Source organism: Calyptranema fuscum S582 (assembly GCF_055793305.1).
The window spans coordinates 285,918-299,480 of record NZ_JBSLYH010000003.1; the positions used below are offsets into that span (position 1 = coordinate 285,918).

A 13,563-nucleotide genomic window follows, 5' to 3' on the forward strand; every position below is an offset into this window, starting at 1 on the left:
ACCCTATAGATATCGCAACCGTCGAGACGGTTAAATCAGGAGGTTGTGTGAGACCCGCGCTCCGCGCGGGTTCTCACACAACCTTTGTCCTAATCAACCCCTTGCCTGCTATCGATAGGGCGATCGCCATCCTATCTGTTGTTGCACTTTCCGCTATGCATGTTTTTGCCCGAGCATCTGGCACTGCTGCCATACTTTCTCTGACAGGCTTGATGCTGCAATCGGTTGCGATCGCCCAGACGGCTTCCGGCAATGCTGCGTTTTATTACCAGGATTATCAAACGCTGCCGTTACCATCGGCACCAGGATCGTTGCCGTCTACCCTTGCTGATACCAATGGTTCTGAAGCTGCACCCCCAGCCACGCTTTCATCAGACCCCCAGCTTTCCAACTTTCCTCAGCCCAGCCGCGCCCCTCGCCAACTTGATTTTCCTGCCCCTCTGATTATTCCGACTGACCCAACAACTGCACCAGTCTCACCGTCAGGAACTAGTCCTGCACCCGCACCCATGCCTCTGGATGATCTGGCAGTTGTGGTTGCCGATGTGCAGGTTGATGGTGGCACAGCCGAATTGCAGCAAGTGGTTCGAGACATTGTTCAGACGCGGGTGGGTGGGGCAACCAGTGATAGCCAACTGCAACGTGATATCACCACGCTGTTGAATACGGGTTTATTGACGTCTGCCACGGTGCAAACAGAGCGATCGCCCCAAGGGGTTATCGTGGTTTTTGTGATCGAGCCTGTGATTGTGCGATCGGTGCAAGTGAGCGGTTCTCAAGTATTACCAGAGGCGATCGTGAACCAAACTTTTGCACCACAACTGGGGCAACCGATCAGTCCTGCCGCATTGCGCCAGGGTGCAGATACTATCAACCAGTGGTATCTCGACAATGGCTATAAATTGGCACAGGTAACGCAACTGTTGCCCAATTCAACAGGATTAGTCACGATTACTGTTCTAGAAGTGGTGGTGAGACAGGTCAACGTTCAGTTTGTGGATGCCGAAGGTAATGCCGTAGATGAAGACGGCGAGCCGATTCAAGGACGCACTCGGGAAACGTTTCTGCGGCGAGAGCTGCAAATTCAACCTGGTGAAGTATTTAACGAGAATACGGCGCGGGCAGACCTGCAACGGCTGAAAGACTCGCAATTGTTTGATGATGCCAGTGTCGCATTACAGGTAGATGGACAAACGGCTGATGTCACCTACACGCTGCATGAACGGCTGTCGCGTGCCTTCAATCTGGGTGGTGGCTACAATACCGATGTCGGGCTATTTGGCACTATCACTTACAGCGATCGCAACTTTGGTGGCATTGGGCAGCAACTCACAGGCGATGTACAGATTTCAGGACGAGGTTTGCAGTTTGGTGGACGCTTTAGCCATCCCTATCGTGCCAGTCAGCCCAATCGCCTGGGGTATAGCATTTACGGCTTTCGGAGACGCAGCCTTTCTGCCACGTTTACTGATGAGGTGGAGTTGGCAAATGGCAGTCGGATTCGGGAAGGGCGCTTTGGGGGTGGAGCAAGTATTATGCATCCCTTGGGAGATTGGGATGCCGAGCTGGGGTTAAACTACAGCCGTATTAGTATGCGGGACAGTGACGGTGAAATTTTTGCGGAAGATGAACTGGGCAACCCGTTGACGCTCAGTGGTACGGGTGCCGACGATCTATTCACCCTATCCTTTCAAGCCACCCAAGATCGGCGAGATAATCCTCTCAACCCCAGTCGTGGTTCTGTTTTGAGCCTCAGTACCGAGCAGTCTCTTCCCATTGGGGACGGCAACATTCTCATGAACCGTCTGCGAGCGAGTTATGCCTATTATGTTCCGGTGGATGTCATAGGACACGCCTCTGCCAATAATCCAGAAGCTCTGGCGTTTAACCTCCAGCTCGGCACAATTTTAGGCGATGTGCCGCCCTACGAAGCGTTTAATTTAGGTGGAACCAACTCAGTGCGGGGCTATGAATTAAGTGGCGTAGGAACAGGACAAAGCTATGCCCTGGCGTCGATGGAATATCGCTTCCCCATCTTCAATCCGGTGGGTGGAGTCCTGTTTGCTGACTTTGCGACCGATCTGGGCACTGCCGATGAAGTGTTGGGTGAACCGGCGAATGTGCGCGATAAACCTGGTTCTGGCTTGGGGGTTGGGTTGGGAGTGCGGGTTAATTCTCCGTTTGGCTTGCTGCGCCTGGATTTTGGCGTCAATGATCAGGGGGATAACCAAATTCACTTTGGCTTTGGACAACGATTTTAGCTCTACAATACAGTGGATAAATGGATCAATCTGCCATGAGTACTGTGGACGAAAAGCTAGAAATTCTGATTGATCAAGTCGGACGGTTGACCGAAGGCTTGACTGAATTTCGTATGGACATGACTGAAATTAAGGACTTGATTCGTCAACAAGCTGAAACATCAAAACAGCAAGCTGAAACATCAAAACAGCAAGCTGAGACGATAGAGCGGTTTATGGTTGAAATTAGAGATGCCATTCGTGAACAGGCAGAAACGTCGAAACAACAGGCCACAACCATCGAACGGCAATCGGCAACCGTAGATCGCTTGGTGACAATGGTAGAACACCTGATGCCAAAGCCATTGTGAGCCAATCAAAGCGATCGCCTCTAATCGCTCATCATCCCTGCCACCAACAACAGGTACGAACAGAACAAAAGAAGAGGGAGGGCGATCGCCCTCCCTCTTCTCTTACGGATACAGTGCTTCGTGCCTAACCAACCGGCTGGAGCAGTTTTTCTTCAGCCTTTCTGACAATGACTTGACCATCATCGTTCAGATCTAACACAGCGGTGTCTCCGGTCTGGATTTGACCTGCCAGCATTGCTTCTGCCAGATAGTCCTCGATTAACCGAGTAATCGTACGACGCAGCGGACGAGCGCCATAGCTGGGGTCATAGCCTTCCACGACCAGTCGAGCTTTCACCGATTCAGATACATCTAAGGAGATGCCTTGTTCGACTAGACGATTAGAAATTTGGTGAATCAACAGGTCCGCAATTTGACCAATTTCGTCGCGTTGGAGTTGACGGAAGACAATAATTTCATCCAACCGATTGAGTAACTCCGGACGGAAGTATTGCTTCATCTCTGCGTTGACGCGATCGCGAATCTTGTTGTATTGCGACGTCGCCGTATCGTCAGACGAGAAGTCAAATCCGAGACTGCTGCCACCTTTTTCGATCACTTTTGAACCAATATTCGAGGTCATAATGATCAGCGTATTTTTGAAGCTAACCGTGCGACCCTGAGCATCCGTCAAATGACCATCTTCTAGCAGTTGTAGTAACAAGTTGAAGACGTCTGGGTGCGCCTTTTCAATCTCGTCCATCAAAACAACGCTGTAAGGCTTGCGGCGAACTGCTTCGGTCAATTGTCCACCTTCGCCATAACCGACATAGCCCGGAGGTGAACCAATCAGCTTGGAAACGGTGTGCGATTCCATGAACTCTGACATATCCATCCGAATCATGGCTTCTTCAGACCCAAAGATGGTAGCTGCCAGAGCTTTTGCCAGTTCGGTTTTACCGACCCCAGTGGGCCCTGAAAAGATCAGGCTGGCAATTGGACGGTTGGTATTGCGCAACCCAACTCGCGATCGCCGGATCGCACGAGCTGCGGCAGTTACCGCTTCATGTTGTCCAATCACGCGCTCATGCAAGACATCCTCTAAATGCATCAACATCAGCGATTCAGATTCAGTCAACTGATTCACGGGCACACCTGTCCAGGCTTCTACCACCTGGGCAATATCTTCTGCGGTGACAATCGGCGCATCGGGCAAGCTTTGTAAACTTTTCGGGCTGACATCGCCCACGGGTTGCGGCTCGATCGCCAGTTCTAGATTGGGCGCTGCTGGCTCGGGAACCAGCGTCTGCAACTGGGTTTCTAATTCCATTTCGCGATCGCGCAATTGCCCTGCCTGGTCAAAGTCTTGCCGCTGAACGGCATCTGTTTTTTGTTGGGCAACTTTCCGCAATTCCTGCTTGAGTTCTTTGGTTGGCGATTTTTGGGCATGGCGAAACCGGACGCGTGACCCTGCTTCGTCAATCAGATCAATCGCTTTGTCGGGCAGGAATCGATCGGTGATATAGCGATCGGACAACCGTGCGGCGGCTTCTAACGCTTCATCGGCGATCGTCAGCCGGTGGTGTTGTTCATAGCGTTGCCGTAAGCCATGTAGGATTTCGATCGTATCTTCGACCGAGGGTTCACCAACATTAACGGGTTGGAAGCGGCGCTCCAATGCCGCATCGCGTTCGATATGTTTGCGGTACTCATCCAACGTGGTCGCGCCTAAGCACTGAAGTTCCCCTCTGGCAAGGGCGGGTTTCAGCAGGTTTGCGGCATCTGTACCACCTTCAATCGCCCCCGCACCCACCAGGGTATGAATTTCGTCAATCATCAAAATGATGTTGTTCGATTGCCGCACTTCGCTAACGATTTGGGTGATGCGTTCTTCAAAATCGCCCCGGAACCGAGTCCCAGCCAGCAACGAACCCACTGCCAGACTAATGACTCGCTTGTCGAGGAGCTGTTCAGGAACGGCTTGATTGACAATCCGTTGTGCCAGCCCTTCCGCGATCGCCGTTTTACCGACACCCGGTTCACCAATTAAGACCGGATTGTTTTTGGTGCGACGACCCAAAATTTGGATCACGCGCTCAATTTCTTTCTCACGACCGACCACGGGGTCAAGCTTGCCTTCAGCCGCCAATTGGGTCAGATCCGTACCAAACTCATCCAGTGCTTTGGTGCGGGTAGGGCGTCCCACAGTGGTTGCCCGTTCGCGAGGATTGCCCGTTGGCACAACAGCTTCCCCGATCGCCCGAATCACCTGGATACGGATTTGTTCTGGATCAGCGCCTAACTTAATCAGCACGTTCTGCGCTGCACTTTCCCGATCTTGAGACAAACTCAGCAACAAATGCTCTGGACCGACGTAGCGATGGTCGAATTGGCGAGCTTCTTGAAATGCCCGTTCTAGTACTCGCTTTGCTTTGGGTGTAAACGGAATTTCCACGGACACAGCGCCGGAGCCGCGACCCACGGTTTTTTCGACTTCTATTTGCACCGCATGCAGAGTCAAGCCCATATCTACCAGGACTTTGGCTGCAATGCTGCTGCCTTCTTTCAGTAGCCCCACCAAAATTTGCTCTGTACCTACAAAGTTATGGCCCAGGCGACGAGCCTCTTCTTGAGCCGCCATAACGACAGCGATCGCTTTATCCGTGAAATACTCGAACATGGTGAAGCCTCTCTATTCATTACATCCGCTACAGATGAAAGGCTCAATTTGGTTGGAAATTGAGGTAGCGGTTAGCTCCGTGAACTTTTATGTATTTAAGACTTAAGACCAATGTATGCCCTATAGCCCTGTAGTAGACAGGGTGGAAAACCGTAGCAAATAGGTGCGGGGACAAAGTCTTAGAGAATTTACTGACGAAAAGTACGGGTTGCCTACCTCAGGAGGCGTAGTTTCTCATCCGGCGGGAAATCTGAGAAAGGTTTACAAATTTTAATATTACTAGTTATACGTGGGTCACGCCAGAGAGCTAACCCAATCGGGTGAATTTCGAGAACCTGTGCGAAAAGTATCTCTACGAATTTGGAATTGCTTTCATCACAAGAGTTTTGGCTTAGGGTATCACCGTTATCCAGGCTGAAGCGGCTTACTTACTCAACTCAAAGGAGATTGTTATCATGTTTCACCCTACTCATATGTTAGTCGTACGTTCTCATAAAACGCCTGTACAGCTAGGCACAGGTTCTACGGGAATCAGCATTTTGACCGAAAAAGAGTGGCAACAAGGCAGCCAACCCGCGTTTGAATTTCGTCCCAAGCAAGGAATTTTCTGTCGAGGAGTGCTGGTGGTTGGCTATAAATTAGAGCCAATTCAGGTAGAACAGTCGCTGGAACAGTCGTTGGAGCAATTATCTGCACACCCGTCTCAACCGGATCAGGCGATCGCCTCATCGACACCCGCTTATGCTTGAAACATGTGATTCTCACGCAACCATGTGTACGTCACGCCAGTGAAAATTGCGATATCAACAGGAAAAAGCCTGGTAAGCCCCCTTACCAGGCAAACTTTGATTTTCTCTACAGGTAAACCGTTGATTTCATCCAGTTTTCAGGATCACAAATCAGATAAAACTCGTCAGGTGTGATTCTTGATCCGTTCGTGCAGACAAGCCTGGCGTTTCTTTGACAACTTTGTGGCGAATCTTTTGGGCGAGTCTTCTGAGGTGAATCTCGTGACGAGCCGATTGAGAACCTTATGGGCGAATTGGCAGTACGTGTTCGTGCAGCTCTAAACCGCGATACTTGCCAATGACTTTACCGGCGATCGTGACAACGACAGGAATCTGAGTGTCGTAATGAATGCCGCGATAGGAAAGTTTCATATCCCTGAACTCCTTGTTCTCTATGCTTTTAGAGTAAAACGATGGGCACGGGGTTTGCTTCGTACAAGTGTGTCACCTAACCAGGTGATAGGGCACCAACCTGACCGGGTGAAAATGTGATATCCATCACAGTCAATCTCCGGAGTACATCACATATAGTGGACTGCACCGTCACCCAAATCGCCTGTAAATGTCACGTTCAGGCTTCTGCTGAGTCACTGTGGATTTCCTCAAACTGACCGATAGTAGGGATATGAATCGGGAGTGCCTAACATTTTGAGGAGGTTTTGACATGGTTGTTTCCTCTGTTGATCGAGATATTGCATTGACTCAAGCGGCATTGGATCACGCGATTTACTTTATGGAACTGGGAGCTAACGAGAGAGCCGCAGCATATTTTCAGTTTGCCGCTCAGAAGATGCAAGGAATCGCCAAACATCTAGTGTTAGATAGTTATATCCCCTCGTCTCCTGTGTGGACGTTTTATGAAAGCGGCGAGCTTGATAACGCAGGTTAGCGGGAGCGCTCTATCCAATCGCCAATCAGGTTGATAAGATTAGGGGCGCGGTTTATCCCTCACTCTCCACACATTATGCAAGCAGGTACGCCATCGTCGAGTTGGTTAGAAATTGGCAAAATCGTTTCGACACAAGGGTTGAAGGGTGAAGTCCGAGTTTATCCAACATCCGATTTCCCAGAACGATTTGTTGAACCAGGGCAACGCTGGCTATTGCGCCCCGGAGCTACAACACCGGAACCCATTGAGTTAGTGTCTGGACGCTATCTCAACGGCAAAGGGTTATATGTGCTGCAACTGCAAGGTGTGGAGAGTCTCGATCAGGCGGAAGCGTTGCGAGATTGTCAGTTAATGGTGCCAGAAAGCGATCGCCTTCCTCTGGCAGATGATGAGTATCATGTGTTGGATCTGGTCGGGCTGGAGGTGGTTGATCAAGCGAGCCAGACCCAGATCGGCACCGTGATTGATGTGTTTGCCGCAGGCAACGATCTGTTAGAAGTGCAGCTAACCACACCGGGTAAAAGCCCAACCGTATTTATTCCCTTTGTCAAAGCGATCGTTCCCGTAGTGGATTTGGCACAGCGACGTATCGAAATTACGCCACCGGCGGGATTGCTCGATGTCTAGACGTTCTCAGTAAGCCTTGTCCAACCCTCGTTCCTGCAACATCATCGAGTTAGAACCTGTGATGAGTGAACAGCGGCGCAGAGCGCCGCTGTTCACTCATCACCATCCCGATTCCGAAGCCATAGCGCTATCCAATAGACTTGGGGACAATGTCTTATGTCAGAGCTTTAATAGATAGTAACCAGGGAATTCTACGATTAAGCCCCGATTGCTTACGCTTGCCCCCTTACCCTGAGAGATTGCCCTATGCATGTGTCAACGACGTCTCTTGCTGCCAGTATTCGCCACATTCAAACGCTGGTGATGTCATTTCACCCCCTTCTGGTTGTCGAAACCGTTGAAGAAGAACGGGTGCAGACGTTGCTCCAGGCAGCTACTCAAGATATGAATCTATCATTGTTTGAGTGGAGTGTGACGCAGGGGTTAGTGCGATCGCCCGGTTCTCAGCAGGGGCGTTGGGTGAATGAATATGCGCCACCGGGAACCACGAAACCAGCCGCGTTTGAAGATACAGATGACCCGCTAAAGGTGCTGAAACATATTCAGGATATGAACCTGAAAGCAATTTATTGGCTTAAAGATTTTTCGACGCATTTAGAAGACTCAACCGTTGCCCGTCAGTTTCGAGACGTGACGCAACTCTTTGCCCAAACCCAGTCTGCCATTGTGGTGTCAGGGTATAGCGTTAACCTGCCCACAGAACTTGCCCATGATGCGGTCTATGTAGACCTGAAGCTGCCGGGGCGGGATGAACTTCAGCAAGTGGTACTGGAAGTGGTGCGATCGCTCAAAACCAAGGGGCGGCTTCAAACCGAACCGATGGAGATGGAACTCCAGGAATTAGTCAAAGCATTGATCGGCATGACGTTGAAGCAAGCTCGACAGGCGATCGCTTATGCCGCGTTAGATGACGGTCGATTAACAATTGAAGATGTCAGCAAAATCTTGCACCGCAAAGCCCAGATGATTCGTGATGGCGGGGTGTTGGAATATTTCCCCGTTGAAGATAAGCCATTGAAACTGGGCGGATTTGCCGGACTTAAACGCTGGCTAGAGCAAGCAAAAATGGGGTTCAGTGCGCAAGCCCAACAGCTCCATCTACCTTCTCCTAAGGGAGTGCTGATCGTGGGCATTCAAGGCTGCGGCAAATCATTGGCGGCTAAAACGATCGCCCAATCCTGGAAGCTTCCCCTACTCAAGCTCGATGCCGGGCGGCTGTATGACAAATACATCGGTGAATCGGAACGTAACTTTCGGCAGGCGATCGCCCTGGCAGAGTCGATGGCTCCGGCAGTCTTGTGGATTGATGAGATCGAAAAAAGCTTTACCACCGGCACAGGTGATTCGGATGGGGGCTTGAGTCGTCGGCTATTTGGTACCCTGCTCACCTGGATGCAAGAAAAATCTCAGGACGTATTTGTGATTGCGACAGCTAACGATCTCTCGCAGGTACCGCCTGAGCTACTGCGCAAAGGACGATTTGACGAAGTCTTTTTTGTCGATTTGCCCAATGAGCAAGAGCGGGGCATCATTTTACAAACTCATTTACTGCAACACAACCAGGTGCCTCGGCAATTTGACTTTGCTGCCCTGGTGCAAGCTACTGATGGATTCAGTGGGGCTGAAATTGAACAAGCCGTGATTACAGCGCTTTATCACGCCCTCCATCTAAGACAGCCGTTGGATACAGCCCTGATGTTGCAAACGGTTAAATCAACCGTTCCCCTCTCTGTCTCCCGTCGCGAAGAAGTGCAACAATTGCGGGCGATCGCTCAAGAACGCTTTGTTAGCGTCCGATAATTGACCAGCATAGTCATCAGCAGTACTATAGCGCTTCGCACTTGGATAGACTACGGTTGTTGTGTGAGAGCCGCGCTCCGCGCGGCTCTCACACAACAACGTGTACTTTACGCCATTGAGAATGACTATAGTCATCGACAGCAATAGTACGGCAATAATCAATAGTACGGCAGCAATAGTATTGGTAAAACAGGGACACGCTCATGGTAGAGAACAACCCATCCATTACCGCTAAGGTGCCTTTAACCGCTCAAGAACAGTGGGACACGTTGATGGCTCACCACTGCGGGCGTTGGCGAGGCATCTTGATCCGATTTGATGCCGCAGGGCAGGTTCTCGATATTCTCGATTCGTGCCGCAGCTTTACTGCCTCTGACGATCGGCAAACAATGACTCATGCCATCGACTTCAAGAGCCGCTTGACGGAAACGGTAACGCAAAAATCGTGGAACCTGACTTTGGGCGAGCCTCTCATTATCCATCCGGTTGATCCAGAGGCATATCTGCTATTTAATCCTGATGCCTCTGACACCATGGTCGGACGCGATCGCACAAGTGTTGCAGTAACTCGTAGTTAAAACTGACAAGCGAGATGCCAATAAACTCTCCAAGCGATTTCACGTAAATTGACGCTAAATACATACTGCGGCTCCGCCGCACTCTCCTAAAAAATTTGTTAAGACATTGGTAGCGTTTCGATCGCCGCTTCCGCTTCTAAGGCGATCGCTCTTAGTTGATCCAATATGGCTGAATCAACCTGTTGCCAGAGTCCGCGTTGGTTGGCTTCTAGCAAGCGTTCTGCCATATCTCGCAGTGCCCAGGGATTTTTTTGATGAATGAAGCTTTGCACCGCTGGATCAAATAGATACGCCTGGGCAACGCCTTGATACATATGGTCTTCAACACAATGAGCCGTCACATCATAGGCAAAGAGATAATCGACCGTGGCTGCCATCTCAAATGCACCTTTATAACCGTGACGCATGACGCCAGCAATCCACTTGGGGTTGACCACCCGCGACCGATAGACGCGGGTAATTTCTTCTTTTAGGGTACGGACTTTAGGATGTGCGGGACGGGAGTGATCACCAAAGTAGGTTTGGGGATTCGTGCCCGTAGTGGCGCGGACTGCGGCAGTTAATCCGCCCTGAAATTGATAGTAATCGTCGGAATCGAGCAGATCATGTTCGCGATTGTCTTGATTGTGCAATACGATTTGTAAGGTTTGTAGCCGTTTTTCAAAGGCTTCTGCTGCCGATCGCCCTTCCCCTGACCCCGTGTAAGCGTAGCTACTCCAGTTAATATACGCTCGTGCCAGATCCCGGTCATCTGTCCAGTTTTGCGCGTCAATTAAGCCCTGAAGTCCGGCTCCGTAAGCCCCCGGTTTAGACCCAAAAATGCGATAGAGCGATCGCTGTTCTGCTTGCTCAGCGGTTAGTCCTGCGGTTTGCCATGCCTGACGTTCGTGACGCACTCGGGCAGCTAAGGGATTGTCATCCTCTGATTCATCCAACGCAGCAACGGCAGTTACAGCCTGATGAAACAGGTCGATCAAGTTGGCAAAGGCATCCCGAAAAAAGCCGGAAATCCGCAACGTTACATCGACTCGCGGACGCCCCAGGATAGACACCGGCACAATCTCAAAATCTACGACTCGCCGCGACGATCCATCCCATACAGGCTGAACCCCCAGCAATGCAAACGCTTCGGCAATATCATCGCCCCCCGTCCGCATGGTTGCTGTGCCCCACATCGATAGCGCTAGAGTTTTGGGATACTCGCCATTCTCCTGGGTATAGCGCTCGACCACGGCTTCGGCTGCCTTACGCCCGACATCCCAGGCACTTTCTGTAGGCAACGCCCGAATATCAACTGAATAAAAATTACGCCCCGTGGGCAATACCTCCGGTCGTCCTCGTGTTGGCGCACCCGATGCTCCACTGGGGACATACCGCCCCGCAAACCCCCACAGTAAATGGGTAATTTCCTGATCTGTCTGCCGCAGAGCTGGCAGAAGCTTGGCATAAATCCAGTCAAGCTCGGCTTGGAGCGGTTGGGAAATGGGAGATGAGGACGGCAGATTGGACGATGAGGCAGAGTGAATGAGTTGCTCGACCAGAGCCGCCGCAGATTCTTCCAACAACGCGATCGCATCGCCAACGGTGCGACATATGGATAGCGGTTGGCTGGCTGTGATTCCCGGATCCTTAATCCCGATGCTCTGATCTGCTAAGGGGATTGCCGGATCCGCCGTCAGCGGATCAAACTCCAGCTCCCAGGCTTCTGCCAGGGCACGGGTTAAGCCGATCCGTCCATGACCAGGATGACGAGCGATCGCCACGACCAGATCTCGCAACTGTCGCCCTGCCGGACATTGCCCAAAAATGTGCAACCCATCCCGGATCTGCGCTTCTTTCAACTCACACAAATAGCCATCAATCGATGGCAAAATGGCAGCGATCGCATCGACGTTTCGCAGTGTTGCCGATGGGGTTGCCGCCGATGGAATGGCACGAGGTGATATTCCTACAGTTGCCTCGGTTCCTTGTCCCAAATTCAGTCCCAAATCCAGCGTCAACTGTTCTTGAGCTAACAGTTCTAAAATGCGATCGCGAATCACGGGTAAGCGGCTAGGATCAAGGCTTTGAGCTTCGTAATATTCATCCACCAATCCCTCTAACTGTTGCAATGCTCCATAGAGTTCGGCACGGGTCATCGGTGGCGTTAAGTGATCGATAATGACAGCGTGCGATCGCCGTTTTGCCTGTGCCCCTTCCCCCGGATCATTGACGATAAAGGGATAGAGATGCGGAATTGCTCCCAACGCCACTTCGGGATAGCAATGGTCTGATAGTGCCACACCCTTTCCTGGCAACCATTCCAAGTTACCGTGTTTACCGACATGGGCGATCGCCTGTGCGCCAAACTGAGTTCGCAGCCAATGGTAGAACGCAAGATAGGCAGGGGTCGGCTCTAAATCAGGAGCATGGTAATTGAGCGAAGGATCGAGGTCGTAGCCCCGTGAGGGTTGAATACCCACGAAAATATTGCCGAGTTGAATACCGGGAATGGGGAGGGATGGGGGGGATAGGGAAGATAGGGGGGATGAGGGGGATGGGGGAGATAGAGGAGATGAAGAGGATGAAGGGGATGAAGAGGATAGGTCTTTCCAGTCTCCCTTACATCCCCCATCTCCCTTACATCCCTCACCTTCCTTACCTTCCCAACCTTCCTCACCTCCCTCACCTTCCCAAGCTTCTCCACCTTCTAACGACTGTCCCCCAGAGAGCCAGCGATCGCCAACTCCTCGTCTTACCCCTTCGGGCAGGCTGGAAAAGTAGTGATTAAAGGCTACGGCGTCCAGGGATTGGTTGATGGGACGCAGAACATTATTTTCTAGATCATTGGTGACGCTCTGGGTCAGCCGTTGAATCAGATCATCTCCGGTTTCGGGGATGTTGTTGACGGTATAGCCTGATTGCTGAAGAGCGTTGAGAATTTCGACGCAACTGGCGGGTGTATCCAACCCAACACCATTGGCGAGGCGACCGTCGCGAGTCGGATAGTTTGCCAGAATCAGAGCAATTCGACGCTCAGCTACCGGAGTTTGACGCAGACGTGCCCAATTAGCAGCCAGATCGGCAACAAACTGAATGCGATCGCCCACCGATTCATACCCCACCACATCGGTTTCTAACTGAGGATGGCGAGTTTGTACGGTCTTAAATGATACTGCTCGACTGATAATCCGTCCATCCACCTCCGGCAATGCCACATTCATTGCCATATCTCGTGGAGACAGCCCCCGAGATTGCCCTTGCCATTGCTCCAGCGTGCCCCCACTTAAAATCACCTGAAGCACAGGCACATCCAACTGTTGCCAGAGTTCTACATTAGGCAATTCGGCATCCAAGCGAGCCAACGAAAAACTGGTGGTGTTCAATAGCACTTGAATCGCAGCCAGATCGGAAGGTTGAAAGATCTGCACTAACGCTTGCTGTACCTCCGGGTCACGCAACGATGAAACAAACACAGGGACAGGCTCTAACTGTCGGTCTATCAACGCCTGACACAACGCCGTAATTGGCTCTGTATTACCTGCCAGATAGTGAGCGCGATAGAAGAGAATACCAACCCGTGAAGGGGTGGAGGGATGAAGGGGTGAGGGGTGGAGGGATGAAGGGGTGGA

At 51.3% G+C, this 13,563-nt stretch carries 10 protein-coding genes; 7 read left to right on the plus strand and 3 right to left on the minus strand.

What is annotated here, in order from left to right; translation table 11 throughout:
* Nucleotides 1-101 precede the first annotated feature (101 nt).
* Nucleotides 102-2,261: a BamA/TamA family outer membrane protein gene (locus ACR6Z4_RS04110; RefSeq protein WP_479715944.1), complete on the plus strand. Its 2,160-nt coding sequence runs from the start codon at nt 102-104 to the stop codon at nt 2,259-2,261.
* A gap of 35 nt (nt 2,262-2,296) precedes the next feature.
* The gene (locus ACR6Z4_RS04115) at nt 2,297-2,611 is read left to right on the plus strand and encodes a hypothetical protein (RefSeq protein WP_479715945.1); all 315 of its coding nucleotides are present in this window, start codon (nt 2,297-2,299) and stop codon (nt 2,609-2,611) included.
* Nucleotides 2,612-2,735: 124 nt separating this feature from the next.
* Here ACR6Z4_RS04115 and ACR6Z4_RS04120 read toward each other — a convergent pair whose 3' ends face one another.
* Nucleotides 2,736-5,270 carry an ATP-dependent Clp protease ATP-binding subunit gene (locus ACR6Z4_RS04120; protein WP_479715946.1) on the minus strand — a complete coding sequence of 845 codons (2,535 nt, stop codon included), beginning with the start codon at nt 5,268-5,270 and terminating at the stop codon, nt 2,736-2,738.
* 455 nt (nt 5,271-5,725) lie between these two features.
* Between ACR6Z4_RS04120 and ACR6Z4_RS04125 the strand changes: the two genes are divergently transcribed.
* Nucleotides 5,726-6,019, plus strand: coding sequence for a hypothetical protein (locus ACR6Z4_RS04125; protein ID WP_479715947.1), 294 nt, complete (start codon nt 5,726-5,728; stop codon nt 6,017-6,019).
* A gap of 282 nt (nt 6,020-6,301) precedes the next feature.
* Here the strand turns inward: ACR6Z4_RS04125 and ACR6Z4_RS04130 are convergent, their stop codons facing one another.
* Nucleotides 6,302-6,430 (minus strand): DUF4278 domain-containing protein, encoded by a 129-nt coding sequence (locus tag ACR6Z4_RS04130; RefSeq protein WP_479715948.1) that lies wholly within the window; start codon nt 6,428-6,430, stop codon nt 6,302-6,304.
* A 292-nt stretch (nt 6,431-6,722) separates the two neighbouring features.
* Here ACR6Z4_RS04130 and ACR6Z4_RS04135 point away from each other — a divergent pair, with 292 nt between their 5' ends.
* The 4 genes from ACR6Z4_RS04135 to ACR6Z4_RS04150 all read left to right on the plus strand — a co-directional run bounded on the left by ACR6Z4_RS04135 (nt 6,723) and on the right by ACR6Z4_RS04150 (nt 9,952).
* Complete coding sequence (locus tag ACR6Z4_RS04135; protein ID WP_479715949.1) at nt 6,723-6,947, plus strand: hypothetical protein; 225 nt, start codon at nt 6,723-6,725, stop codon at nt 6,945-6,947.
* Nucleotides 6,948-7,001: 54 nt separating this feature from the next.
* On the plus strand, nt 7,002-7,574 hold the full coding sequence (gene rimM, locus ACR6Z4_RS04140; RefSeq protein ID WP_479715963.1) for a ribosome maturation factor RimM: 573 nt from the start codon (nt 7,002-7,004) through the stop codon (nt 7,572-7,574).
* A gap of 246 nt (nt 7,575-7,820) precedes the next feature.
* Complete coding sequence (locus ACR6Z4_RS04145) at nt 7,821-9,374, plus strand: AAA family ATPase (protein ID WP_479715950.1); 1,554 nt, start codon at nt 7,821-7,823, stop codon at nt 9,372-9,374.
* A gap of 203 nt (nt 9,375-9,577) precedes the next feature.
* Entirely contained in the window at nt 9,578-9,952 is a 375-nt protein-coding gene (locus ACR6Z4_RS04150) for a DUF3598 family protein (RefSeq protein WP_479715951.1), read from the plus strand.
* Nucleotides 9,953-10,050: 98 nt separating this feature from the next.
* On the opposite strand, the gene cobN is transcribed toward ACR6Z4_RS04150, so the two are convergent.
* Nucleotides 10,051-13,563: cobaltochelatase subunit CobN (gene cobN, locus ACR6Z4_RS04155; RefSeq protein ID WP_479715952.1), on the minus strand; the 3,513-nt coding region annotated here is incomplete at its 5' end.

Excerpts from the sequence above, each read along its gene's own strand:
- ACR6Z4_RS04115 (WP_479715945.1), top strand. The coding sequence starts at position 2,297 with ATGAGTACTGTGGACGAAAAGCTAGAAATTCTGATTGATCAAGTCGGA.
- ACR6Z4_RS04120 (WP_479715946.1), bottom strand. The coding sequence starts at position 5,270 with ATGTTCGAGTATTTCACGGATAAAGCGATCGCTGTCGTTATGGCGGCT.
- ACR6Z4_RS04125 (WP_479715947.1), top strand. The coding sequence starts at position 5,726 with ATGTTTCACCCTACTCATATGTTAGTCGTACGTTCTCATAAAACGCCT.
- ACR6Z4_RS04130 (WP_479715948.1), bottom strand. The coding sequence starts at position 6,430 with ATGAAACTTTCCTATCGCGGCATTCATTACGACACTCAGATTCCTGTC.
- ACR6Z4_RS04135 (WP_479715949.1), top strand. The coding sequence starts at position 6,723 with ATGGTTGTTTCCTCTGTTGATCGAGATATTGCATTGACTCAAGCGGCA.
- ACR6Z4_RS04145 (WP_479715950.1), top strand. The coding sequence starts at position 7,821 with ATGCATGTGTCAACGACGTCTCTTGCTGCCAGTATTCGCCACATTCAA.
- ACR6Z4_RS04150 (WP_479715951.1), top strand. The coding sequence starts at position 9,578 with ATGGTAGAGAACAACCCATCCATTACCGCTAAGGTGCCTTTAACCGCT.